The sequence below is a fragment of the Streptomyces sp. NPDC088261 genome (genome assembly GCF_044740805.1).
Taxonomy (GTDB): domain Bacteria; phylum Actinomycetota; class Actinomycetes; order Streptomycetales; family Streptomycetaceae; genus Streptomyces.
Genome location: NZ_JBIURL010000001.1, coordinates 18,679 through 42,203, shown reverse-complemented (window position 1 = coordinate 42,203; position 23,525 = coordinate 18,679). Strand labels below are relative to the sequence as shown.

Annotated in this window: 21 protein-coding genes; 12 read left to right on the top strand and 9 right to left on the bottom strand. The window is 72.8% G+C overall.

Annotated elements, in window-relative coordinates; translation table 11 throughout:
* Positions 1-13 precede the first annotated feature (13 nt).
* Entirely contained in the window at positions 14-1,384 is a 1,371-nt protein-coding gene (locus ACIODU_RS00185; RefSeq protein ID WP_401762121.1) for a Tat pathway signal protein, read from the bottom strand.
* Between the two features lie 187 nt (positions 1,385-1,571).
* Here ACIODU_RS00185 and ACIODU_RS00180 point away from each other — a divergent pair, with 187 nt between their 5' ends.
* The 3 genes from ACIODU_RS00180 to tgmC are packed head-to-tail and all read left to right on the top strand — an operon-like array spanning position 1,572 to position 3,979.
* The gene (locus tag ACIODU_RS00180; RefSeq protein WP_401763468.1) at positions 1,572-1,805 is read left to right on the top strand and encodes a putative ATP-grasp-modified RiPP; all 234 of its coding nucleotides are present in this window, start codon (positions 1,572-1,574) and stop codon (positions 1,803-1,805) included.
* Between the two features lie 3 nt (positions 1,806-1,808).
* Positions 1,809-2,786, top strand: coding sequence for an ATP-grasp ribosomal peptide maturase (gene tgmB, locus ACIODU_RS00175; protein WP_401762118.1), 978 nt, complete (start codon positions 1,809-1,811; stop codon positions 2,784-2,786).
* Positions 2,783-3,979 (top strand): ATP-grasp peptide maturase system methyltransferase, encoded by a 1,197-nt coding sequence (gene tgmC / locus ACIODU_RS00170; RefSeq protein WP_401762116.1) that lies wholly within the window; start codon positions 2,783-2,785, stop codon positions 3,977-3,979. Before tgmB ends, tgmC begins: the two co-directional genes overlap by 4 nt.
* A gap of 43 nt (positions 3,980-4,022) precedes the next feature.
* Here tgmC and cseC read toward each other — a convergent pair whose 3' ends face one another.
* The 5 genes from cseC to ACIODU_RS00145 form a co-directional block, all read right to left on the bottom strand.
* The gene (cseC, locus tag ACIODU_RS00165; RefSeq protein ID WP_401762114.1) at positions 4,023-5,342 is read right to left on the bottom strand and encodes a two-component system sensor histidine kinase CseC; all 1,320 of its coding nucleotides are present in this window, start codon (positions 5,340-5,342) and stop codon (positions 4,023-4,025) included.
* 17 nt (positions 5,343-5,359) lie between these two features.
* Positions 5,360-6,064: a two-component system response regulator CseB gene (gene cseB, locus ACIODU_RS00160; RefSeq protein WP_401762112.1), complete on the bottom strand. Its 705-nt coding sequence runs from the start codon at positions 6,062-6,064 to the stop codon at positions 5,360-5,362.
* Positions 6,065-6,106: 42 nt separating this feature from the next.
* On the bottom strand, positions 6,107-6,721 hold the full coding sequence (locus ACIODU_RS00155) for a hypothetical protein (RefSeq protein ID WP_401762109.1): 615 nt from the start codon (positions 6,719-6,721) through the stop codon (positions 6,107-6,109).
* 53 nt (positions 6,722-6,774) lie between these two features.
* Entirely contained in the window at positions 6,775-7,371 is a 597-nt protein-coding gene (locus tag ACIODU_RS00150; protein ID WP_356420463.1) for a SigE family RNA polymerase sigma factor, read from the bottom strand.
* A 178-nt stretch (positions 7,372-7,549) separates the two neighbouring features.
* Positions 7,550-8,485, bottom strand: coding sequence for an A/G-specific adenine glycosylase (locus tag ACIODU_RS00145; RefSeq protein ID WP_401762106.1), 936 nt, complete (start codon positions 8,483-8,485; stop codon positions 7,550-7,552).
* Between the two features lie 203 nt (positions 8,486-8,688).
* Between ACIODU_RS00145 and ACIODU_RS00140 the strand changes: the two genes are divergently transcribed.
* Positions 8,689-9,633: a hypothetical protein gene (locus ACIODU_RS00140; protein ID WP_401762103.1), complete on the top strand. Its 945-nt coding sequence runs from the start codon at positions 8,689-8,691 to the stop codon at positions 9,631-9,633.
* A gap of 106 nt (positions 9,634-9,739) precedes the next feature.
* On the opposite strand, the gene disA is transcribed toward ACIODU_RS00140, so the two are convergent.
* Positions 9,740-10,864, bottom strand: a complete 1,125-nt coding sequence (disA, locus tag ACIODU_RS00135) for a DNA integrity scanning diadenylate cyclase DisA (protein ID WP_161307535.1) — start codon at positions 10,862-10,864, stop codon at positions 9,740-9,742.
* Between the two features lie 44 nt (positions 10,865-10,908).
* Positions 10,909-12,321, bottom strand: coding sequence for a DNA repair protein RadA (radA, locus tag ACIODU_RS00130; RefSeq protein ID WP_401762100.1), 1,413 nt, complete (start codon positions 12,319-12,321; stop codon positions 10,909-10,911).
* A gap of 195 nt (positions 12,322-12,516) precedes the next feature.
* On the opposite strand from radA, the gene ACIODU_RS00125 reads away from it, so the two are divergent.
* A complete protein-coding gene (locus ACIODU_RS00125) occupies positions 12,517-13,668 on the top strand; it encodes a hypothetical protein (RefSeq protein ID WP_401762098.1) in 1,152 nt (383 codons plus the stop codon).
* 14 nt (positions 13,669-13,682) lie between these two features.
* Here ACIODU_RS00125 and ACIODU_RS00120 read toward each other — a convergent pair whose 3' ends face one another.
* On the bottom strand, positions 13,683-15,071 hold the full coding sequence (locus tag ACIODU_RS00120) for a hypothetical protein (RefSeq protein ID WP_401762095.1): 1,389 nt from the start codon (positions 15,069-15,071) through the stop codon (positions 13,683-13,685).
* 644 nt (positions 15,072-15,715) lie between these two features.
* On the opposite strand from ACIODU_RS00120, the gene ACIODU_RS00115 reads away from it, so the two are divergent.
* The 7 genes from ACIODU_RS00115 (at position 15,716) to ACIODU_RS00085 (ending at position 23,437) form a co-directional block, all read left to right on the top strand.
* Complete coding sequence (locus ACIODU_RS00115) at positions 15,716-16,648, top strand: acyltransferase domain-containing protein (RefSeq protein ID WP_401762093.1); 933 nt, start codon at positions 15,716-15,718, stop codon at positions 16,646-16,648.
* A complete protein-coding gene (locus ACIODU_RS00110; RefSeq protein ID WP_401762091.1) occupies positions 16,645-18,759 on the top strand; it encodes an acyl-CoA dehydrogenase in 2,115 nt (704 codons plus the stop codon). The genes ACIODU_RS00115 and ACIODU_RS00110 overlap by 4 nt, the downstream gene beginning before the upstream one ends.
* On the top strand, positions 18,756-19,856 hold the full coding sequence (locus ACIODU_RS00105; RefSeq protein ID WP_401762089.1) for a 3-oxoacyl-ACP synthase III family protein: 1,101 nt from the start codon (positions 18,756-18,758) through the stop codon (positions 19,854-19,856). The genes ACIODU_RS00110 and ACIODU_RS00105 overlap by 4 nt, the downstream gene beginning before the upstream one ends.
* A gap of 77 nt (positions 19,857-19,933) precedes the next feature.
* Positions 19,934-20,833, top strand: a complete 900-nt coding sequence (locus ACIODU_RS00100; RefSeq protein ID WP_401763465.1) for an SDR family NAD(P)-dependent oxidoreductase — start codon at positions 19,934-19,936, stop codon at positions 20,831-20,833.
* Positions 20,830-21,936 (top strand): beta-ketoacyl-ACP synthase III, encoded by a 1,107-nt coding sequence (locus ACIODU_RS00095; protein ID WP_401762086.1) that lies wholly within the window; start codon positions 20,830-20,832, stop codon positions 21,934-21,936. The genes ACIODU_RS00100 and ACIODU_RS00095 overlap by 4 nt, the downstream gene beginning before the upstream one ends.
* Positions 21,909-22,187: an acyl carrier protein gene (locus ACIODU_RS00090; RefSeq protein ID WP_401762083.1), complete on the top strand. Its 279-nt coding sequence runs from the start codon at positions 21,909-21,911 to the stop codon at positions 22,185-22,187. The genes ACIODU_RS00095 and ACIODU_RS00090 overlap by 28 nt, the downstream gene beginning before the upstream one ends.
* Complete coding sequence (locus tag ACIODU_RS00085) at positions 22,184-23,437, top strand: beta-ketoacyl-[acyl-carrier-protein] synthase family protein (RefSeq protein ID WP_401762081.1); 1,254 nt, start codon at positions 22,184-22,186, stop codon at positions 23,435-23,437. Before ACIODU_RS00090 ends, ACIODU_RS00085 begins: the two co-directional genes overlap by 4 nt.
* The last annotated feature ends 88 nt before the right edge of the window (positions 23,438-23,525 follow it).

Below are 23,525 nucleotides of genomic sequence, written 5' to 3'. Positions count from 1 at the left end.
GTACTCGATGATCTCAGGCCGCGATCGTGGTCGAGCGGGCGGCAACGAGATCCTTCGCTCTCGTACGCACGTCGTCCACCGCGGTTGTCCGGTATGGACGTGCGGCGTCGAGCAGAGTGTTGAGCCTTGAAGTCACGAGAGTGGAGTCGACGTGCGCGGCGGAGTCGAGAGCCAGTTGGGCCGCGGCCGCACCCCGCTCCACCTCGCCTTCGTCGAGCAGCGCGGCGGCGAGCCCGACACCGTCCATCAGACGTACCCGGTCGAACCCAGGCCTGCGGAGCTTGAGTGCCGCCTCGAAGTGGATGCTCGCGGCCTTGCCGCCACGGCGGAGTCCGGCGAGGTCGCGTGCGGAGACCGCGCGGGCGCCTTCGTGCTCGGCTGCGTCGAAGTACGTGACCCATTCAGGAACGTGGTCGCCGAGGCCGTCGGCCAGGAGCTCGTCGGCGTTGCCGAGGTGCGTGTCCGCCAGATATTCGTCACCGAGGGCCGCGTGCACCCGGCCGGTCTGGGACGCGACCAGCGCTCGGGTCGCGGGCATGTCCGCCTTCGCGGCGGCCACGCCGAGAAGAGCGAGGGCATCTTGTGGATGGCCGAGGTAAATCATCTGGTGGGACATGCGCGTGACGATCTCCACGCCCCGCTGTGGCTGCCCGGCCTCGCCCGCCGCGTACACGCCGTAGCTCCAATACCGCTGTGCGGTCGCGTACCTGCCGCAGTCGTGACTGACCCACCCGGCGAGTGCCGCCAGGTCGGCGGCAGCCATGAATACCCGCGTACGGAGACTCGGAGGCACACCGTCCTCAATGCGGCGGGCCACCTCTGCGAGTTGGGCGACGACAGCCGGGCGGTACAAACCACCGCCCTTGGAGGCATCGGCCGCGGTGAAGAAGGCGGTTACCTCTTCCAGGGCGGTTGCGGCGTCGGCGTCGAAGCCTCGCCGGGTGCCGTTCATCGTTCGGGCGGTGCCGCCGAGCATCCGTTCGGCGGCGAGGATCAGCGGGGCGCCAATGGTGAGTTTGAAGGTGTCGCGACGGTTCATGAACAGGTCCATCCGCGCCCATCCGGACAGGGTGCGAGCGGCTGCTTCGGTCAGCAGCGGCAATTGGATGTCATCCAGTACCGGACCTGCGGGCGTCAGGCCGAGATCACTGGGAGTGAGTGGCTGGCCGACTGCTTCGGACAGAACTGCGGTGAGGAGAGTGGGGACCGGCGGGCGGGGTTTCTCACCGTCGATCCAGCGCCGAACGCGTGTCGCATCCGGCGCGATCTGCCGGTGACCTCGGACTTTGGCGGCCGTCGCGATCCTGCGGGTGATCTCACCGTGAGACGGGCCTGCTGTCGCGATCCACAGCGCCAGGTGCGGATTCCCGGGTCTGTCCGTCATCACGTCTCACCTTCCCCACCTGCGATTACCATGCGTGGCAATTTCGCCACGGTTCGCGACCTCCACGGTACTGGTCAGATCACCTGACCGACATCGATTCTGTACCCACGGCAGCCGCATGGCTGACTGCTCGGCGACGAAGAAAGGACAACCCATGACGACGACAGGACCCAAAGCTCCATGGGCGATGGGATTAGTCACCGGTCGGCTCCCGGCCGGCCCACCGTTGTATCAGACGGTGGCGCTTGACCCGGTCACCCAGGTCGCCCGCTACACCGACAGCGCCGGCCAGGTGGTGGAGATGGGCAAGCACGGCACGTCAAAGACGACTGGCACCGCGTCCATGTCCGGAGGTGGTGACGGGCAGGATCCGCAGTCGCAGACCCAGGACGACAACACCACCGACTACGCGTCGGACTGATCAATGCCCTCCACCGTCCTGGTCGTCACCGCGCTGGAAGACTTCACAGCGGACATGGTCATTGCCGCGCTGAACGAGCGCGAGGTGCCTGTCGCACGCGTCGACCCCGCCGACATCGGATCCGACCTGACCTTCGGGTTCCGTATCCGGCCCGACAGCCCTGTGTGGACAGGGCGGCTGCGTTCGACCAGCAGAGAGGTGGAATTGGCGGAGGTGGGCGCGGTCTACTACCGCCGCCCCACCTCCTACGCCGCCCGGTACGCGCATCTCCCGCCGCAGCAGCGAGACTTCGCCGCCGCCGAGGCCCGGCACGGACTCGGCGGCGTCATCAGCCATCTGTACGCCGCGACGTACGTCAACCACCCGGCTGCGGTCACCCGGGCCGATTTCAAGCCGGCTCAACTGCAACGCTTCACCCAGCTCGGGCTGACGATCCCGCCGACTCTGGTCACCAATGACGCCGAGGTGGCCCGCGAGTTCGCCGCAGAACACAGCCGTGTGATCTACAAGACGTTCCGCGGCCTACCCCGGGACGAGAACGGCCACTCCGGCGCGATTTGGGCCCAGCGCGTCGATCCTGACACCTTTGATGACTCGATCACGGTGACCGCGCACTTGTTCCAGGCCGAGATCGCAAAGACCGGCGACGTCAGGGTCACCGTGGTGGGGCGTCGTGTCTTTGCCCAGCAGGTAGCTGCCCCGGACGGGGCGCTGGACTGGCGCCGCGGGAACTGGGACGAGCTCATCCATGCCCCTATCGCCGTCCCTCCCCCCGTCAAGGAGGCCCTGTACGGCTACCTTGACTCCTTCGGCCTGGTCTTCGGCTGCTTCGATTTCGCGCTGACCGGCGCAGGAGATGTCCCGGAACACTGGACTGCGATCGAGTGCAATCCGAACGGGCAGTGGGGCTGGCTCCCGGACGCCCGGGCCATCACCGAGGCGTTCGCCGACATCCTGAGCGGGAAGGAGGCGGTGCGATGATGCCCGCCGATCTTGAGACCGACTCCGCGCGACTGCGCGAGGCCATGACAAGGGCGCTCGCCAAGGACGGCGTCCTCACTGATCCGGCGTGGAAACAGGCTGTGGCAGAGGTGCCCAGGCATCGGTTCGTGCCCGGCTTCTACCTGCCTACTGACGAACCTGATGGCCAGGGCCTGACAGTGTGGGAGCCGGTCACGGCCGGGCTCGACTACGACCGGTGGTTGGCCGCCGCGTACTCCGACAGCACGCTCATCACACAGTTCGACAGCGATGAACCCGACTGGAGACAACCAGCGACGAGGCACGGTGGGGCTCCGACCTCGTCCTCCACACTGCCCTCGCTTGTGCTGCGGATGTGGTCGGACGCCGACCTTCAAGAGGGTCATACCGTATTGGAGATCGGCACAGGAACCGGCTATTCGACAGCGCTCGCTTGCGAGCGTCTGGGTTCGGGCCGCGTCACGTCGGTCGAGGTGGACGGCCGTCGGCTGGAGACGGCGGCTGGCGCGCTGCACGAATGCGGCTACACACCGACGCTGGCGGTGGCGGACGGTCTGTACGGGTACTGGCCCGAAGCCCACTTCGACCGGATCGTGGCTGCCTGCTCCTTTCGGGCGGTGCCACGCGCACTGCTGGCCCAAGCGCGCGAGGGTGGGAAGATCCTGGTCACCCTCTCGGGCTGGCTCCACGGGTACGCCCGTGTCCTGCTGACCACTGCTGGCGACGGTATCGCCGAGGGTCGGTTGTTGAGTGGCACTGTTTCGTTCATGTCCGCGCGTACCCACACGGCGCCCGCATTCGGCAACCCCGCACATTGGGCTGCTGGCCTACCGGACGAATTTCGAGTGGCTCGGCACGGCCCCGAGCGGATCACCGAAGCCACCGAGGAGGCATTTCGCCTGCGATTCCTCGCCCAGTGCGCGGTGCCGGACGCGCAGATGACCACCGTCGGCGGAGTGGTGCACCTGGCTGACGTTGTCACGGGCTCAGCGGCCACTTTGACGCCTCACGAAGGAGTTTGGCAGGTGCGTGAGGGTGGACGGGTGCGCTTGTGGGAGCGTGTCGAGCACGTCCTGGACGCTTACGACGCGGCCGGACGACCGGAACCGGAGACGTTTACGTTGCGCGCCGACGAGGACGGCCAGTGCCTCCGGCATCCGCGGATGCCGGACCTGCCGCTGCCCAGGTTGTGACGGAGGCTTGTACAAGGCAAGGCCCGACGCGGCGTCCGCCGCGTCACCTCGGGTCCGGGAGGTGGAGGATCGGGAAGCTGCCTGTGGTGGTGGGGGCGTGTTCGGGGAGCCAGAGGACCGCTATCGCTCCGGGGGGTGTTTCCGGGGTGGGGGTGGGGTCCTGGGACGCGTTGCGGAAGGTCAGGCGGGCGCCCAGGACGCGGGCCTGGCCCGCCGCGATGGTCAGGCCCAGGCCGTGGCCGTGGCCCGCGCGGTCGGTCGCGCCCGTGCGGAAGCGGCTCGGGCCCTCGCGCAGGAGCGCGTCGGGGAAGCCGGGGCCGTGGTCCCGTACCCGTACCACCCGGCCCTCGACCGTCACCTCCACCGGCGTCCCGCCGTGCTTCGCCGCGTTGGCCAGCAGATTGCCCAGGATGCGTTCCAGGCGGCGGGGATCGGTGTTCACCCAGGAGTCGTTCGTCACGTGCACGGTGATCGTCCGGTCCAGGGCGGTGACCCGCCGTTTCACGAACTCGCCCAGCTCGATCTCCTGGAGTTCCGCCCGCTCCGAGGCGCTGTCGAGCCTCGCCACCTCCAGGACGTCCTCCACCAGGGTGCGCAGCGCCTGGGCCCTGTCTCTCACCAGCTCCGTCGGGCGGCCTGGCGGCAGCAGTTCCGCCGCCGTCAGCAGGCCCGTCACCGGGGTGCGCAGTTCGTGGGCGATGTCCGCCGTCACCCGGCGCTCCGCCTCGATCCGTTCGTTCAGCGCGTCGGTCAGCGCGTCCACCGCGCGCGCCAGTTCGTCGGTCTCGTCGCGTACGACCCCGCCGACCGCCTCCCCGACCCGTACCTCCGTGTTGCCCTGCGCGACCCGGCCCGCCGCGGCGGCCGCCCTGCGCAGCCTGCGGGACAGCTGGCCGCCGATCAGCACCCCCAGCGCGCAGCCGCCGAAGACCACCGACACCGAGCCGATGATCAGCGCCCGGTCCAGGTCCTTCATGATCGTCGTACTGCGGTCGGCGAACTTGTTGTGCAGGGAGAGCACCGTGCCGTTCCCCAGCGGGACGGCCGCCCAGACGTCCGGCACCCCCTCGCTGACGTCCTGCACGTACGTCGCCCGCCGCCCCTGCGCCATCTTCTCCCGCAGATCGTGCGGCAGCGCCGGGTCGTTGACCTTCGTGCCGAACTTGGGCTCCTTGGTCGTGTCGTACATCCGCTGCGCGAACAGCAGCCGCTCCAGCTGCACCTCGCGCGCGTTGTCGAGCATCGAGACCTGGGCCGCGTTGTGCACCACCAGGCTCAGCGCCACCGCGACCAGCGCGCCGACCGCCGCGATCGCGATGCTGATCTTCCAGCGGACCCCGGTCCGCAGCGCCAGGCGCCTCATGGGCGGAGCCTCATGCGTCACGCCTTGAGCTTGTAGCCGAAGCCGCGAACCGTGTCGATCCGGTCCTGCCCGATCTTGGTACGCAGCCGCTGGACGTGCACGTCCACCACCCGGGTGTCCCCGCCCCAGCCGTAGTCCCAGACCCGCTCCAGCAGCCGGTCGCGGGACAGGACCGTGCCCGGCGCCGTCGAGAACTCCAGCAGCAGCCGCATCTCCGTCGGCGTCAGCGCGACCGGCACCCCGCCCCTGCGTACCTCCATGCCCTCCGTGTCGATCTCCAGCTCGCCGAAGGTCAGCACCCCCCGCTCGTCCGGCCCCTCCCGCCCCGCCGGGGCCCCGGCCGCCCGGCCCGCGTGCCCGAAGCGGCGCAGTACGGCCCTGATCCGCGCCACCAGCACCGCCCCGTCGAACGGCTTGGTGACGTAGTCGTCCGCGCCGGCCTCCAGGCCCAGCACCACGTCGATCGCGTCGGCGCGCGCCGACAGCATGATCACGGGCACGGTCGACTCGTCGCGGATACGGCGGCACAGGCTGACGCCGTCCAGGCCCGGGACCATCACGTCGAGCAGCGCGATGTCGGGGCGGTCGGCGCGGAACGCCTCAAGACCGGCGAGCCCGTCGGGCATCGCGGTCACCACGAAGCCGTCCCGCTCCAGCGCGAGCTGCGTGGCTTCGCGGATGACGTCGTCGTCCTCGACGAACAGCACATGGGTCTCTGCCATCGGGCGGCTCTCTCTGCTCTCGGTCGGTGAGGGACGGAGGGGTCAGTTCTGACGCGGCACCGTCGGGTCCACCACGTCCGGCGCCTCCACCGCCCCGTCGCCGACCGCGCTGCTGTAGTTGTTGCGCACGCGGTAGCGCTCGGTGAACTTGGTGTCGCTCCAGCTGTACGTGACCACGTCCTCCCCGGAGGGATACGCGACCGGATCACCCTTCGCGTACACCTGCTGGGTGAGGACCAGCTCCCCCCGGTCGATGGTGGCATAGACGGCCGGTTCCTCGACGGCGAAGACGTTCTCGTACGTCTCGTCCTTCTCGCGGTACACGTACGTGCCGATGCCCACCGCGTCCCCGCAGGTCATCACGTTCACGACCACGTCGGGGACGGGCCCGCCGGTCAGATTTCCGTACGAGGTGTCCACCGGGTAGGCGCCCTCGGAGCACGGTTTGAGGTCGGCCTTGATCCGCCTGCTGACCCTGGGGTCGTCGCGCAGCAGCGAGGCCGCGTCCACCGTCTTCACCGGCGGGACCGCGGACGCCCCCGGCGTGGGAACCCCCCGCTCCACGGGCGCGGTGACGGCCGCGCCCTCGTCCCTCGTACCCGTACCGCCGGTCGAACACCCGGCGGCCAGCAGGCACAGCGCGGCCGCACCAGCCATGGCCCCCGTACGCGCCGCGCGTCGTCCCGCCGTCGCCGGCCGGACCGGGCCCCTCAGGCCACGCACCGCTCCCGCCCCCGATCCTGGCGGCCGATGAGGCCGCCGCCGTGCTCCGCCCGTTCCAGCACACGCGCTTCCGCCTCGGCGGCGGACCGGCTCTCCAGCTCCTCGCGGAGCCGGGCCAGCGCCCGGTGGAGCGTGCTCTTGACCGTACCGGCCGACATTCCCAGCGCCGCGGCCGTCTCTTCCGTACTCATCTGCTCCCAGTGTCGCAGCACCACCACACTGCGCTGCTTCGGAGCCAGGACGGAGAGGATGTCCATCAGCAGGGCCCGGTCGGCGCGCTGCTCGGTGCCGTCCTCGACGCTCGCGTCGGGCAGCTCCTCGGTGGGGACCTCTTCGAGGCGGCGCGCGCGCCACCACTCCGTACGGGTGTTGATCATGACGCGGCGCAGGTAGGCGTCGGCGAGGGACTTGTCGGCGATGCCGTCCCAGCGGCCGTACGTACGGGCCAGGGCGGTCTGGAGCAGGTCCTGGGCGTCCACCGGGTCGGGCACGAGCCGGCGGGCGCTGCGCAGCAGGGCCTCCTGCCGGGTCCGTACGTACTCCTCGAACCCGAGCACCTCTCCCAGCACTTCGCCCTGCGCCATGCCAACCGCCTCCGACCCCGTGACCGTTCCCGCGTACTTCCTTGCGCCACCGAAATTACGGAGCGGTTGTCACGGGGCTGTGCGGGGCAGCCGTCGGCAAACGCACGGCTGTCCATCGGTTGTGTAACGGAAGGCGAGACGGTCCGTGGAGTTCCGCACTCCGCGGACCGCCCGGGCGTCAGCTCAGGGGCAGGCGGTACACCCCGTTCTCCATCGGCTCCACCAGGCCGTCCGCCACCAGCCCGTCCAGCGCCCGCGCCCGCTGCACCGGCTCCTCCCACACCGCGTCCAGCACCTCCTGCGGTACGGGCGTGAGCGCCTCGCGCAGGACGGCCAGCAGCTTGCCGCGCACCTGGCGGTCCGTGCCCGCGTACGTCTGCCCGCGCCGGGCGGGCCCGTCGTGCGCCGGCTTGCCCGCCAGCCGCCACGCGCACCGGTCCGCGATCGGGCACCGTACGCACTCCTCGCCCTTCGCCGTGCACACCAGCGCGCCCAGCTCCATGGACGCGGCGGCCCACCGGGCGGCGGTCGGCTCGTCCGGGGGCAGCAGGGAGCGGGCCAGCTTGCGCTCGGCGGCGGTGGTCGCGTTCGGCGGGAACTGCACGCCGGTGACCGCCCGCGCGAAGACCCGGCGCACGTTCGTGTCGAGAACGGCGTGGCGCTGTCCGTACGCGAACGACGCGACGGCCGCCGCCGTGTACTCGCCGATCCCGGGCAGCGAGATCAACTGGGCGTGCTCGCTGGGCACATCCCCGCCGTACCGCTCTGTTATCGCCTGCGCGGCCCCGTGCAGGCGCAGCGCGCGGCGGGGGTAGCCGAGCCGCCCCCACGCCCGGACCGCCTCGCCGGGCGGCTCCTTCGCCAGGTCGGCGGGGCGCGGCCAGCGCGCGAGCCACGCCTCGTAGACCGGGAGCACCCGGCTCACCGGGGTCTGCTGGAGCATGAACTCGCTGACCATCACCCCCCAGGCCCCCGCTTCCGGGCGGCGCCAGGGCAGATCGCGAGCGTGGGTGTCGAACCACGCGATGACAGGGGCGTGGAGGGCGGTGGCGGACACCGGGGCCGGGGCCGGCGGCGTCGCGGAGGTCTCGGGAGTCGGAGAGGTAGCAGTCATGGCATCTCCGATCCTGGCATGTTCCGACGCGCGGACGGCGCATCGGACGCGTGTGCGGCGGGGTGCCTTCGACGTGCGGCGGGGTGGCTTCGGCACCTGACCGGCCTCCGTCAGGACGCTCGCAGGCTGATGATCCGTAAAACTTGCGAAGACGGACGGCATGGGGGCGGGAGTTGGCGGAGATCTCTCGTACAGTTTGCGACGTGGGATCTTTGCGTAATCCGGTCGGGCCGCTCCCCTCTCCCATCTACTGGCGACGGAGGGCAGTAGCGGCGACGCTGATCGCGCTGCTCGCGTTGCTGGTCGTGTGGATCGTCACCTCCGGTGGGGACGGCGGCAAGAAGAACGACGACCGGTCGGACGGAGCCAACCCCGCCACGTCCATCACCCCGGGACCCTCGGGATCCGGGCCCGCCATCAGCGAACAGCCGGGCGGGCGCGACGAGTCGGGCGGCACCGGCGGGAGCGGCGGCGACGGCGGTACGGACGCCGGCGCGGGGGACGGCGGCAAGAACGGCGACACCGCGGGTGCTGGTGGCGCGGGCGGTGCCGGTGCGGGTGGCGCCGGTACGGGCGGCGCGGGTTCCGGCGGTGCCGGTTCCGGTGGTACGGGCGGTGCCGCGAACGGCGGTACGGGCGGCGGCGGTACGGCCACGGCGGGCACGGGCGGCACCGGGGGCGGCGGGAGTGCCGGAGGCGCCGGGGGCGTCAACTCGGGGCGGCAGGTGCCGGCCGGCTCCACCCTCCCCAACTGCGTCCGGGGCTCGCTGATCCTGCGCCTCGACGTCAGCAAGAACGCGTACGAGCCCGGCGAGAAGCCCGCGTTCCGGCTCATCGCCACCAACACGTCCCCCACCACCTGCAAGGCGGACTTCGGGCCGAAGGCCGTGGTGCTGACCGTCACCGACGCCGAGGACGAGCAGCTCTGGTCCTCCAAGGACTGCCCGAAGACGGGCCGGGCGCTGTTCGAGATCCCGGCGGGCGCGACGATCACCCGGACCGTGGAATGGGACCGGAAGAAGAGCGCCCCGAAGTGCGCGAAGGCGCCTGCCGGCGCGGTGGCTCCGGGGACGTATCTGGTGGAGATCACGACGACGGGCGCGTCGGTGCAGCAGGGGCAGAAGTCCATCCGGCTGGAGAAGGACTGACCCGGGGGCGGTGCGGTGTCGGGTGTGCGGCCCGGCCTTCGGCCGGGGTGTCCTCAAACGCCGGACGGGCTGGATTCGGCCGCTGCCCGGGAATCGAGGGAAAGCCTCACACGTACCGCTCCAGGATCGAAGACTCCGCCAGCCGTGACAGGCCCTCGCGGACGCTGCGCGCACGCGCCTCGCCGACGCCGTCCACCGTCTGGAGGTCGTCCACGCTCGCCGCGAGCAGCTTCTGGAGACCGCCGAAGTGCTCCACGAGCCGCTCGATGATCGTGCCCGGCAGCCTCGGCACCTTCGCCAGCAGCCGGTAACCCCGCGGCGAGACCGCCGAGTCCAGCGTCTCGGGCGAACCGCTGTACCCCAACGCCCGCGCCACCACGGCCAGTTCCAGCAGCTCGGCGTGGCTGGGCGAGCCCAGCTCGGCGAGCGCCTCGTCCACCGTACGGGACCGCTTCGCCGTCGGCTCCGGTACGTAGTCCCGTACCACCAGCTCACGCTCCGGCTCGACGCCCGCGATCAACTCGTCCAGCTGGAGCGAGAGAAGGCGGCCGTCGGTGCCCAGCTCGACCACGTACTCCGCGATCTCCGTGGCGATCCTCCGGACCATCTCCAGGCGCTGCGCGACCGCCGTCACGTCCCGGACCGTGACCAGGTCCTCGATCTCCAGCGCGGAGAGCGTGCCCGCCACCTCGTCCAGGCGGAGCTTGTAGCGCTCCAGGGTCGCCAGTGCCTGGTTCGCCCGCGACAGGATCGCCGCCGACTCCTCCAGGACCCGGCGCTCCCCGTCCACGTACAGCGCGATCAGCCGCATCGACTGCGACACCGAGACCACCGGGAACCCGCACTGCTTCGAGACGCGGTCGGCGGTCCTGTGCCGGGTGCCGGTCTCCTCGGTGGGGATGGAGGACTCCGGGACCAGCTGCACGCCGGCCCGCAGGATCTTGGTGATGTCCTTGTCGAGGATGAGCGCGCCGTCGAGCTTGCACAGCTCGCGCAGCCGGGTCGCGGTGAACTCCACGTCCAGCACGAAACCGCCCGTGCACATCGACTCGACGGTCTTGTCCATGCCGAGGACGATCAGACCGCCGGTGTTGCCGCGCAGGATCCGCTCCAGGCCGTCACGCAGCGGCATCCCGGGCGCGACGGCGCTCAGGGAGGCGCGCATGAGCGCCTCGTTGCCGGAGCCCGCGCCGGACTTTCCGGGTGCTGATGCCCGGTCGTTGGCTGCCACTGCACTCCTCCGGCTCGTACGGATGGGCGAGACCAGGGCAAAGTCTACCGGCGAGCGTTGTTGTCCCGTGGGGCGTCCGCACGACCTCGGCGCGGCAGCACCCTCAGAGCATCCCCCATGTCGGCCACTTCCGTGACCTTCATACCGGCGGGAATCCGTCCGGGGTCGCTCGGCACGAGGGCTTCGGTGAAGCCCAGACGGTACGCCTCGGCCAGCCGGCGCTGCACTCCGGTGACCCGTCTGACCTCGCCCGCGAGGCCCACCTCGCCGATCGCGACCAGGTTCTTCGGCAGGGGGGTGTCGCTGGCGGCGGAGGCCAGGGCGAGGGCGATCGCCAGGTCCGCGGCGGGCTCCGTGAGCTTCACGCCGCCGACCGTGGCGCAGTAGATGTCCCGCTTGCCGAGGGCGGTGATCCGGCCGCGCTGCTCCAGCACGGCCAGCATCATCGACACCCGGGACGTCTCCAGACCCGACGTGGTGCGCCGGGGGGACGGGATCTGCGAGTCGACGGTCAGGGCCTGCACCTCGGCGACCAGCGGGCGGCGGCCTTCGAGGGTGACCGTCAGGCACGTGCCGGGGACGGCCTCGGCCCGGCGGGTCAGGAAGAGCCCCGACGGGTCGGCGAGGCCGGTGATCCCTTCGTCGTGCAGCTCGAAGCAGCCGACCTCGTCGGTCGTGCCGTAGCGGTTCTTGACCCCGCGCACGAGCCGCAGCCTGGCGTGCCGGTCGCCCTCGAAGGACAGCACCACGTCCACGAGGTGTTCCAGCAGCCGGGGCCCGGCGATCGCGCCGTCCTTGGTGACGTGGCCCACCAGCATCGTGGCCATGCCGCGCTCCTTGGACGCGCGGATGAGCGCGCCCGCCACCTCGCGGACCTGCGCCATCCCGCCCGGCGCCCCGTCGATCTCCGGAGACGCCACGGTCTGGACGGAGTCCACGATCAGCAGGGAGGGCTTGACCGCGTCGAGATGGCCGAGGACGGCGGAGAGGTCCGTCTCGGCGGCGAGGTAGAGGTGGTCGTCGATGGCCTTGATGCGGTCCGCGCGCAGCCGCACCTGGCTCGCGGACTCCTCGCCCGTCACATAGAGCGTGCGGTGCTCGGCGCTGGCCGCCTTGGCCGCCACGTCCAGCAGGAGCGTCGACTTGCCGACGCCGGGCTCGCCCGCGATCAGCACGACGGCCCCGGGCACGAGCCCGCCGCCGAGGACCCGGTCGAACTCGTCCACCCCGGTCGAGCGCGCCGTGGCCGTACGCCCGTCGACCTGGCCGATGGGGAGCGCGGCGGTCGACACGCGGCCGGCCGCGGTGGTCCGTACCGCCGGCGCCCCGTACTCCTCGACCGTCCCCCACGCCTGGCATTCGGGGCAGCGTCCGAGCCATTTGACGGTCGTCCAGCCGCACTCGGTACAGCGGTAGGACGGCCTGTCCTTGGCGGATTTCGTACGGGCGGTTGCCATGACGCTCACCGTATAGGGCACCACTGACAATCCGTCCGGCACGGTCTCCCGCCCCGATCCGGTGACTTCTGCCGGATGAGCTCCGAAATGCCGCCCTCGGGTGGCCGGTCCGGGGAAAATTCAGGTGAAAGCCGGAGCAAATCCGGGCGGGAGAGCAAGGACGAGCGGCCCGTTCCGGGCCGGAGGGTCGTGAGGGTGAACAGGACGCTGTTGTACGAGCGGTGGGCCGCGGAGGCCGTCCGCCCGGGCCGTCTGACGGTGGCCACCTCCGCCGTGCACCCGGAGCGGGGGCCGGTGCGGTGTCCGGCCGCGCCGCTCGTGGCGGCGGACCTGGGGCGGCTCGGGCACTCCGTGTGTCCGGCGCCGCTGAGGCTGGGGGCCGGGCGTCCGGGGGCTGATCGCGCGGTGGCGTACACCGCTACGTACGTGGACGTCGACGGGACGGTGGCCGGGGTGGCCGTGGCTGGTCCGGCGGACCTGGGCGCGGACGTCCTCGGCGCCGCCGAGCGGTCCGTACGGGAGTGGGCGGCGCTCTTCCGTACGCGCCGGCTGCTGATCGCCGAGACGGCGGCCACCTGTACCGGTAGGGAGGCCGCTTCTTCCGGTACGGAGGCCGCTGCTTCCGGTACGGGGGAGGCGGTGTCCTGCGCGGTGGTGGTGCGGACCCGGGAGACGGTGGCGGAATTCCTGCGGCGGGGCGACACGGTGGTCCGGATCGGGTCGGGGGAGGCGGACGGGTGGGGGGAGGCGGACTGGCCGGGGGAGGCGGACCTGGTCGGCCCCGGGCGTGCGCGTGACGGCTCTGGGCGGCTCGTCGCGTTCGACAGCACCCGCGAGGTGGAGCGCCAGCTGGCCCGGCTGCGGGCGGTCGCCGACCCGGAGCGCGTGTCCTTCGTGGTACGGCCCTGCACCCCGGTCGACGACGTCGTGCCGGCTGTCACGGCGCTGCGCGAAACCTTTCCCCGGCTGCGCGGGCAGCATCCGGACCAGTGGTGCTACCGGTCCGCCGACCGCAGGGACACCTTGCGGGCCCTGTCGGCGGCGAGTGACGTGGTCCTGCTGCTCGACCGTCCTGACCCGGTCCTCCTGGCGGGTCTGCCGGGGCCGGCCGCCGTCCGCCCTGTCGCGGACGTACGGGACATCCGGCGCGCGTGGCTCGCGGGTCGCGCCACCGTCGGGGTGGTCGCCGGTCCTGAGGCGCCCGCTGGTCTGCTGGCCGAGGTCACCGAGGCGCTGTCGGGTCTGGGGCCGTACAGCGTGGTGCGCCAGGAGGCCCACCGCCGGGTCGTGGGCCGGGGGTCCGGGCACCTGCCCCAGCAGGGCGGGCGCTCGGCGGCGTTGCGGTGAGGCTTTTAACGTCGTCAACGTCGTTGCAGTGATGCCGCCCGCTGGATGAGGGCCTGGGCGGTGGGCTGGCGGCGGTGCACCCGGGTCAGCGACCTCATCGTGGTGAGCGCCGTGTCGGCGCGGGCGGAGGACACCGCCGGATATCCGTCGAGGAAGCTGTGCCAGGTCGCGCAGGCGGCCTCCAGATGGCCGCGGGCGAAGTGCAGTTCGGCCAGGGCGGCGCAGGTGATGACCCGCGAGCGCGGTTCGGTGTCGGGGCGGCGGTCGAGGGAGGCCTGGAGGGCGGAGACGGCCCGGGCCCCGTCGCCGAGGTGGGCGGCGACCGTCGCGTGCTGATGGGCGAGGGACGCGCTGTGATAGGCGCCGACGGCCGGGTCGTTCCGGTCGGCGTTCTCCAACTCCCTTGCCGCTTCGTCCAGTCGGCGGGTCGAGGCGGGTCCCCGGCCGGTCGCGGCCTCGGCCACGGCCAGCTGCCCGAGTATGCCCGCGCGGACCTGTGCGGGGGTACGGGCCGTCACCCGGCGATGCGCCTCCTCGGCCAGGTCCAGGGCGCGCCGGTGGTGTTTGAGGGTGTGGGCCTGGACGCTCAGCGCGCGCAGGGCGAGGGCCTGGGCCGTGGGATCACCGGCCGCCTCGGCCAGCTCCAGGCTGGTGCGGTAGTAGCGCTGGGCCGGTCCGTGCAGTTCGTCGTCGAAGTGCATGAAGGCACACAGATAGCTCAACGTGGCTCCGGAGCGCAGGAGTTGGCGCCGCAGCGGGGAGGGGCCGGGGGCGCGGAGCAGGGGCGCCACACTCTGGCTCAGATACGCGGCCAGCGCGGCCCTGCCGAAGCCTCCGCCGTGCGTACGGTCGGCCGTCGAGAAGACGTCGATCATGGCGGCGACAGCGGCGGTGGCGGCGGGAGTCAGGCGCTGCGGGGCGGCCTGCTGGGTGGCTTGGGGCGAGGGGTGCGCGGTGTGGAGCGCGGGCGGCGCGGCCGGGTGCCAGGTGTCGGGGGAGGGGCGCGGATCGTGTTCGTACACCAGCGCCGCCGCCGCCCGGTCGCGCTGGGCGACCCGACGGCCCAGATCCACCAACTGCCGTGCGGGGGTCGGTTGTTCGACCGGTGCTCCGGTCTCCGTGGCCACCGGATCCGCTCCGGGCGCGGTCGCTTCCGGCAGCACGTCGGCCACCGTGATCCGCCGGCCGAGCCGGCGGGAGAACGCCTCCGCGAGCAGTTCGGGGGCCGGAGGTCTGGGGCGGACCCCGGCCGCCCACTGGGAGACCGACGCCCGCTGGTAGCGGAGGGTCAGGCCGGACTCGGCACCGAGGCGATTGACGGCACGCGCCAATTCCTCACCGGTCCAGCCTGTTTCGGCCAGGAGATCCCTGAACAATCCGTTCGGCGGACGCCGTGACGTCATGGGAAACCTTTCGGACTCATCCTTCGGGCGCTTTTCGACACTCTTCGACACTCAAGGAAACGCGCACGTGACCACGATATGAATTTACCGGCCTGTAACCGATGCGAACGGCGGCCGTATTGGGGAATGTGCCGGGTGCGTGCGCCTCGATGTCCTCCGCAGCCCTCACATTTGACACGTTCGACAGGGAACAGCCCGGTGTCCGATATCCACAACCGGGTTTTCGGACAGCCGCACTCCGGTGTCCGATTCGCTTCTCCTGACCCCTGTGGTCTGCGAGGGGACCGAGTGCTGATCTGTCCCACGCGCCTCTTGAATCGACTGTGGATCACTGGCGGATCACTGTCGTATCACCGGCCGATCATGGGTGGGACGCCAGAGGAGCGACCCGTTCCCGCACTCCTTTGACAGCGGCGAACATTTAACAGGTCAGGCCCCCGGAAAATTCTTGGGGGCAGGGCACGTACTTCACTCTGGAGGAAGATCGCCGATCGGCCCGCCCGTTCACCGGGGGCGCCGAACGCATGTTTCGCTTTCCTTCCGACAGGAGGCCCTGGGCAATGCCCGCCTCATCTTCCGGCACTGTTCCGCGTGCCACTCTGCATCTCTTTCCCGGCCAGGGCGATTTCGCTCTCACCCCTCTGGTGAAAGGACTCCGGGCCCATCCGCCCCTGCGCGACGCGGTCGCCGGGGTGTTCGAGGAGGTCGACCGGGTCGCCGTCGAGCACGGACTCGCCCCGCTGGGCCCGCGCCTGGTCTCCGACGACCCGCCCGGCGGACGCGACCTGGCCGAAGGGCCGCCGGGGACCGCCCAGTTGGCGCTGTACGGGGCCTCGCTGTCCGTGCACCGGGCGCTGTGCGCGGCCGGCCGGGTCCCCGAACGGCTGCTGGCCGTCAGCTTCGGCGAGATCCCCGCCCTGGTCGCCGCCGGCTGCTACACCGTGCGCGACGGCGCCCACATCGCCCTGCGGCTGGGGCAGTTGCTGCACGACTGCCCCGGAGGACTGACGCTGCTCGGCGCGGGCGAGGAATCCGCCCACGCCCTCGTGCGGACGGCCGGTGTCGCCCTCGGACCCTCCTCGGAACGGGTGGTCGTGGCCTGTGTCAACGACTCCCACGAGACCGTGCTCGCCGGCCCGCTGCCCGCCCTCGCACGCGTGGAGAAACTCGCCCACGAGCGCGGGCTCCCGGCCACCCGGCTGCGCCTGCCGTTCCTCTCCCACCACCCGTCGCTCAGCCGGACGGCGACCGCCTTCGCCGCCTTCGTCGCGACCCTGCCCGCCCGGCCGCCCCTGCTGCCCGTCCACTCGGCCGTCGCCCAGGGCGTCCACGGCCCCGGCACCGACCTCCCGGCCGCGCTGGCGCACTGCCTGACCCGCCCCGCCCGGCTGCCCGAGACCCTGCGCCGCGCGGCCCCCGGCCCCGCCCTGCTGCTGGAGGCGGGAACGGGCGGCGCGCTGACCCGCAACGCCCGGCACATCGTGCCCGGCGCCCTGGCCCGCGCGCCCCTGGCCGACCCCGGCTTCGACTGGTCGCCGCACCCCGTACCCGTACCCCACCCCGGAGCCGTCGGATGAACCCGCCCGTCACCGCGCCCACCTCGGCAACCGCCCCCGGCACCGAGGCCGGTGCCGCCCCCTTCACCGTCTCCGAAGCGGCGCTCGCCGAACTCGCCCGGATCACCGGCACCTCCTGCCCGCCCGACGTGCGCGAGCGGATCGTGGCCGCGCTCGCCGGCGGGCCCGCCCCGCTCCCCGCCGAGGCCGGACTCCCCGACGAACACGCCGTCCACCTGCGGCTGCGCCGCCTCGCCGAGTCCCTGCCCGGCGTCCAGGAGGTCTTCTCCGACACCGAGTTGCTGGCCGAGGTCAGCGCCTGTGTGGCCGCCGCCGACCCCAGCCTCTACATGGCGGTGCTCTCGCACTACATCCTGTGCGCCGGTTCCGTCCTCACGCTCTCCGGCGGCGACCGGCCCGCCCCCGCCCTGGCGCGGCTCGAAGGGGCGCGCGCCCGGGGCGTGTTCATGGTCACCGAGATCGGCGACGCCAGCAGCCACCTCGCGATCCGCACCACCGCGACCTTCGACCCCGAGCGCCGGGAGTTCGTCCTGCACACCCCCGACGCCCGCGCCGCGAAGTTCTCCGCCGTCGCCGTGCTCGGCCTCCCGCAGACGGCCGTCGTCTGCGCGCGGGTCCTCTCCGGGGGGCGGGAGGCGGGGGTGTTCTCGTTCGCCGTCGAGCTGAGCGACGACGACGGCGTGACCGTGCCCGGCGTCCACATCTCGGACCCGCTCTCCGCGCACGCGCTGCCCCTCGCGTACGCCGTGGTCCGCTTCGACCAGGTCAGGGTCCCGTACGACAACTGGCTGCGGGACAGCGCCGATCTCGACGCGGACGGCGTCCCGCACGACCCGCTCGGCACCCCCGACGCCCGGCTCCGGCGGACCCTGTCCGTCGGGCAGGCGCTCTGGGCGACCCTGCCGACCGCGATGGCGGCGATGGCGCGCGGCGCCGCCGTGACGACCCTGCGCCACTCCGCCCACCGGCGCTCCCACGGCAGGCTCGCGCCCGGCGCGCCGGTGCTCACGTACCGCACCCAGCAGCACGCCGTGCTCGGTGCCGTGGCGGAGGCCTTCGCGTTGAGCTGTACGGCGGGCACGGCCCGCGACACGTGGAGCGCGGCCCACCGGCCTCCCGAGGGGACGGGGGCGGTCCCGGGCCGGGGGACAGGAGCGGCCCCCGGCCGGGCGACGGGGGCGGTCCCCGGCCAGGTGCGCGCCGGCGCGAAGATGACCTTCGCGCCCTGGTCGGCCGTCGACCGGCCGCTGGCCGCGTACAAGGCGTTCACCGTACGGGAGACCGCCCGGCTCGCCGCCTCCTGCCAGCACCGCAGCGGACTCGCCGGGTTCCTGGACGTCAACCGGCTCCAGTCCTGGCAGGGCTTCGCCCACGCCTTCGACAGCGCGGGCGGCGACAGCACGCTGATCACGCTCGACACCGGCCGCGCCCTCGCCACCGACGACGTACCGCCCGAGCCCGAGCCCGGCACTCCGCACCACGCCCTCTCCCCGGCCGGCCCCGCGTGGTGGCCCGCCGTCACCCGCGCCCTGCAACGCCGGCTCACCGCCGACCTGCGCGGCGCGCTGCGGGCCCGTACCGAACAGGGCCTGGAAGGGCTGGAGTTGTGGAACCCCCTGCTCTGGCAGGCACAACAGCTGGGCGAGGTGTACGCGCACCGGCTCGCGGCCGAGAACCTGACCGCCGCCGTGAACGGCGCCGAGGAGCCCGGGGTGAAGCAGGCGCTGCCGCCGCTGGCCGCGCTGTACGGACTGCTCCAGGCGCACCGCCTGTCCGGCGTCCTCCAGTCCACGGGGGTCCTGGACGGCCCGGCCGTCGCCGCGCTGCCCGCGCTCATGGACGACCGGTGCGACGAACTCACCCCGTACCTCCCGCTGTTGGAGCGGGGCCTGGCCCTGCCCGAGGGACTCGCCCCCGCGCCGCTGGCCGCCGACGAGTACGCGGCGGCACTCGTCGAGGCGCTGGACGCGGGGGCGAGCGGGTCGGTCCCGTGCGGGGGAGACCCGTACGGGACCGGCTCGTACGGAACCGGCATGTATGGGACCGACCCGTACGGGATCGGTCCGCATCCGAGCCACCACACCAACACCCGACCGGGCGGGGCCACATGAGCGCGCGTACGGATCCCTCCATCGGCGTCCTCGGCATGGGCGCCCACCTCCCCGCCCGGCAGCGCGACAACGAGGAGGTGGCCCGGTCCGCCGGGGTCACCCCGCGGTGGATCGCCGAGCGCACCGGCGTCCGCACCCGCCACGTCGCCGCCCCCGACGAGGCGGCCTCCGACCTCGCGGCGGCCGCCGTGCGCGCCGCCGCCGACGCGGCCGGCATCGGGACCGACGAGATCGGCCTCCTCGTCTCCGCCACCTCCACCCCCGACGAGCTGGGCCCCTCCACGGCCTGCCGGGTCCAGGCCCTCACCGGCGCCCGTCACGCGGTCGCCCTCGACGTCAGCGCCGCCTGCTCCGGCTGGCTGTTCGCCGCCAAGGTCGCCCACGACTGGCTGCGCGGCGACCCCCGGGCGCGGTACGCGGCGGTCGTCGGCGTCGAGACGTACTCCAAGTTCCTCGATCTCACCGACCGGGGTACGGCGGTCCTCTTCGCCGACGGCGCCGCCGCGGCCATCCTGGGACCGGTCGAACAGGGCCGCGGCTTCCGGGAGTTCCGCCTCGGCTCCGACGGACGCGGCGCCCACCACGTCCTCATCCCCGCCGGCGGCAGCCGCAGGCCGGCCACCGCCGCGACGCTCGACAGCGGCGCCCACTTCATCCACATGGACGGCCGGGCCGTCCGCGACTTCATCGTGGACGTCTTCCCGCGCCTGGTCGAGGACACGCTCAAGCGCAACGACCTCGTCCTGGACGACATCGACACGTTCGTCGTCCACCAGCCCAATCCCGTGCTGCTGCAACGGCTCGGCGCCGAGATGGGCATCCCGCCCGGGCGCCTGGTCATCGTCGGGGACCAGGTGGGCAACATCGGCGCCGCCTCCGCCCCGTACGCCCTGGCGACCGCCGCCGCGCGCGGGCTCGTACCGGACGGCGGCCGGGTCCTGATCACCGTCTTCGGGGCGGGCCTCACCTGGGGCAGCGCCCTCCTGGACTGGACCGGCGCCCCCGGCGCCGGGATCCCCGCCGCGCCCCCTCCACCTCCCGCGCCCCCTCTCCCCTCCTCTCCCTCTCCCACGGACCGTCGAAGGAGCCATCAGTGACCACCAGCGCGAGCGGAACCGGCGCGAGCAGCACCGGCGCGAGCGGTACGAGCACCACCCGCGTCGGCAGCACCGTCCTGTCCACCTTCCGCGTCGACGGCGCCCGCGCCCTGGTCACCGGCGCCTCCCGGGGCATCGGCCGGGCCGTCGCCCAGGCCCTCGCGGAGGCGGGCGCCGACGTCGCCCTCTCCGCCCGTACCGCCGACGCGCTCAAGGAGACCGCCACCCTCGTCCAGGAGCAGGGGCGCACGGCCGTGCTCGTGCCCGGCGACCTCGCCGACACCGCCCAGGCCGTCCACGTCGTGGACCGGGCGGCGCGGGCGTTCGGCGGCCTCGACATCGTCGTCCACAACGCGGGCGTCCTGCCCATGGAGGCCGACGGTTCGCCGGTCGTCCTGCCCCTCCAGGAGTCCTTCCAGCGGGATTGGGACAGCGTGCTGCACGTCAACCTCGGCGCCACCGCCGCCGTGTGCCGGGCCGCGTACCCCTACCTCGTGGAGTCCTCCCGGGCCAGTCTGGTGCTGATGTCGTCCGTGGCCGGGGTGGTCGGGGCGCCGCGCATGGAGGCGTACGCGGCCTCGAAGGCGGCGCAGATCTCGCTGGTACGGAGTCTGGCGACGGGCTGGGCGCACCAGGGGGTCCGGGTCAACGCGCTCTGCCCCGGCTGGACCCGTACGGACATGACGGCGTTCGCCTACGGCAGCGGGCCGCTCTCGGACTGGCTCATGGGGCATGTGCCGCTGGGGCGTTGGGCCGAGGTGGCGGACGTCGCGGCGGCCACGCTCTACCTGGCGTCGCCGGCGTCCGCGTACCTGACCGGGCACGCGCTGGTGCTGGACGGGGGGATGTCCGTACCGGACGGGGGTCTGGCGGGGACCCCCAAGCCGCCGTCCCCGTTCGCGGCTCCGGCGCCTTCGCCCTCGCCTCTGCCTTCGCAGGCCGCCGACCCGCTGCCGGTCCCGGAACCCACGCCGTGAACGTGTCTCCCGACTCCGCCTCCACCGCCGTCGTCTGCGGCATCGGCTCCTGCCTCCCGCCGCGCTCGCTCTCCAACGAAGAGATCGTGGCCCGGGGGGAGTTGGCGACCACCGACGCGTGGATCCGCTCCCGCACCGGCATCGCCCGCCGCCGCCACGCCGCCCCCGGCGTCAGCACCGGCGACCTGGCCCTCGCCGCCGGGGAGGCGGCCATGCGGTCCGCGCCCGGCATCCGGCCCGACCTGGTGCTGATCGCGACCACCACCCCGGACCGGCCGTGCCCCGCCACCGCCCCCGACGTCGCCCACCGGCTGGGCCTCGGCCCCGTGCCGGCCTTCGACCTCGCGGCTGTGTGCTCGGGCTTCCTGTACGCCCTGACCACGGCGAACGCCCTGATCGCCCACGGCACGTGCCGCCATCCGCTGGTCATCGGCGCCGAGAAGTACTCGGCCATCGTCGACCCCCGGGACCGCGACACCGCCCCGATCTTCGGCGACGGCGCCGGGGCGTTCCTGCTGCGGGCCGGGGACCGGGGCGAGCCCGGCGCCCTCGTCGCCGCCGACCTCGGCGCGGACGGCTCGGGCAGCGACCTGATCGCCGTCGCCGGGGGCGGCTCGCGGCTCCCGGAGACGGCCCAACTGGACCGTGACGCGCGGTACTTCCGGATGCGGGGACGGCAGGTGTACGCCCAGGCCGTGACGCACATGACGCGCTCCGCGCGGACCGCGCTCGACCGGGCCGGCTGGCCCGCCCCGAGCGTCGAGGCGTTCATCGGCCACCAGGCCAACCAGCGCATCCTCGACTCGGTGGCCGAACGGCTCGGCATCCCCGCCCACCACCGCTTCGGCAACATCGCGGACGTCGGCAACACCGCCGCCGCCTCCATCCCGCTGGCCCTCGCCGACACGGCGGCCCGGCGGCTCGTCAGGCCCGGCGCGCGGGCGCTGCTCACCACCTTCGGGGGCGGGTTGACGTGGGGAGCGATCGCGCTCACCTGGCCGTCCGTCCGTCCTCTGTCCTCCGACCCGACACCCCACCCCCTTTCGCTTTCCGACACAGACCGGAGTCATCCGTCATGGAAACTGTCAGCCAGTACCTCGTGACCCTGCTCGTCGACAAGTTCGACGTCGACCCCGACGCCGTCAAGCCCGGATCGACCCTCGCCGAGCTGGAGTTGGACTCCCTGGCGGTGGTGGAGCTGCTCGTCACGGTGCAGGAGCGCTGGGGTGTCGAACTGGACGACGCCGACGCGGACGCCGAGCTGTCGATCGACCACCTCGCGCGCCTGGTCGCGGACCAACTGCCCGAGGACGGCAGTCCTGTTGACGCCGCCGACACCGGAACCGCGCGGTGAGCGGTCGCGCGGGGGCCGACCGTACGGAACCGCTCGCCGTCACCGGCATCGGCCTCGTCACCCCCGCGGGCATCGGCACGCGGGCGACCTGGGACCGCGTCTGCGCCGGGGTGCCGACCGCCGCCACGGACCCCGAACTGGCGGGCCTCCCCGTTCCGTTCTCCTGCCGCGTCCCGGGCTTCGACCCCCGGATCCACGTCGGCGTACGGCAGGCGTGGCGGCTCGACCGCTGCACGCAGTTCGGCGTCACGGCGGCCCGGGAGGCGGTCGCGGACGCCGGGCTCGACCCCGCGTCCTGGGACGGCGCCCGGGTCGCGGTGGTCATGGGGTCGGCGGCGGGCGGAGTCACGACGTACGAGAGCCAGCACACCAGGCTGCTCCGCACCGGCCCGCGTTCGGTCTCGCCGCTCACCCTCCCGGCGTTCCTGCCGAACATGGCCGCCGGGCAGACCGCCCTCGCCCTCGACGCGCGGGGCCCCGTCCTGCACACCGCCACCGCCTGCGCGTCGGGGGCCACCGCGCTGATCGTCGCCGCGATGCTCCTGCGGGAGGGAGCCTGCGACCTCGCCGTCGCGGGCGGCACCGACGCCATGGTCACGCCGCTGTGCGTGACGGCGTTCGCGCAGATGGGCGCGTTGTCCGGGCGGGCGGGGAATCCGGCCGCCGCGTCGCGGCCGTTCGACGCGGACCGGGACGGATTTGTCCTCGCGGAGGGCGCGGGGGTGCTGGTACTGGAACGTACGGCGGACGCCGCCGCCCGGCGTGCGCCGGTGCACGCGCTCTTCGCGGGGCACGGCTCCACCACCGACGCGCACGACCCGGTGGCCCCGCACCCCGAGGGGCGCGGACTGCGCGAGGCGCTGGTACGGGCCCTGGCCTCGGCGGGCGCCGGTCCGGCGGAGGTGGACCACATCAACGCCCACGGCACGAGCACCCCGCTCAACGACGCGCGGGAGGCGGGCGTGTTGCGCCGGCTCTTCGGCGCGCGCCCGCCGACGGTCACCTCCACGAAAGGGGTCACCGGGCATCCCATGGGCGCGGCGGGCTCCATCGAGGCCGCGCTCACCGCGCTGACGGTCTCCCACCAACTGGCCCCGCCCACCGCCAACTTCCGGCGTCCCGACAGCGGGACGGGCGAGCTGGACCTCGTCACCGGCGAGGCGTACAAACACCCGGTCCGGCTGGCGCTCAGCACGTCGGCGGGATTCGGCGGGCACAACACCGTCCTTGCCTTCCGCCCGCCGGAATGAGGGAAAGCTGTCCCCTTTTGAGGGATACCGTCACTCGTTAGGATTAAATGGGCTCAAGGAGTGAGATGGGCGCGGGCAGCTCTGTCTA

Coding starts and splice junctions, on each gene's coding strand:
- ACIODU_RS00185 (WP_401762121.1), bottom strand. CDS start 1,384: ATGACGGACAGACCCGGGAATCCGCACCTGGCGCTGTGGATCGCGACA.
- ACIODU_RS00180 (WP_401763468.1), top strand. CDS start 1,572: ATGGGATTAGTCACCGGTCGGCTCCCGGCCGGCCCACCGTTGTATCAG.
- tgmB (WP_401762118.1), top strand. CDS start 1,809: ATGCCCTCCACCGTCCTGGTCGTCACCGCGCTGGAAGACTTCACAGCG.
- tgmC (WP_401762116.1), top strand. CDS start 2,783: ATGATGCCCGCCGATCTTGAGACCGACTCCGCGCGACTGCGCGAGGCC.
- cseC (WP_401762114.1), bottom strand. CDS start 5,342: ATGAGGCGCCTGGCGCTGCGGACCGGGGTCCGCTGGAAGATCAGCATC.
- cseB (WP_401762112.1), bottom strand. CDS start 6,064: ATGGCAGAGACCCATGTGCTGTTCGTCGAGGACGACGACGTCATCCGC.
- ACIODU_RS00155 (WP_401762109.1), bottom strand. CDS start 6,721: ATGGCTGGTGCGGCCGCGCTGTGCCTGCTGGCCGCCGGGTGTTCGACC.
- ACIODU_RS00150 (WP_356420463.1), bottom strand. CDS start 7,371: ATGGCGCAGGGCGAAGTGCTGGGAGAGGTGCTCGGGTTCGAGGAGTAC.
- ACIODU_RS00145 (WP_401762106.1), bottom strand. CDS start 8,485: ATGACTGCTACCTCTCCGACTCCCGAGACCTCCGCGACGCCGCCGGCC.
- radA (WP_401762100.1), bottom strand. CDS start 12,321: ATGGCAACCGCCCGTACGAAATCCGCCAAGGACAGGCCGTCCTACCGC.
- ACIODU_RS00120 (WP_401762095.1), bottom strand. CDS start 15,071: ATGACGTCACGGCGTCCGCCGAACGGATTGTTCAGGGATCTCCTGGCC.
- ACIODU_RS00110 (WP_401762091.1), top strand. CDS start 16,645: ATGAACCCGCCCGTCACCGCGCCCACCTCGGCAACCGCCCCCGGCACC.
- ACIODU_RS00105 (WP_401762089.1), top strand. CDS start 18,756: ATGAGCGCGCGTACGGATCCCTCCATCGGCGTCCTCGGCATGGGCGCC.
- ACIODU_RS00090 (WP_401762083.1), top strand. CDS start 21,909: ATGGAAACTGTCAGCCAGTACCTCGTGACCCTGCTCGTCGACAAGTTC.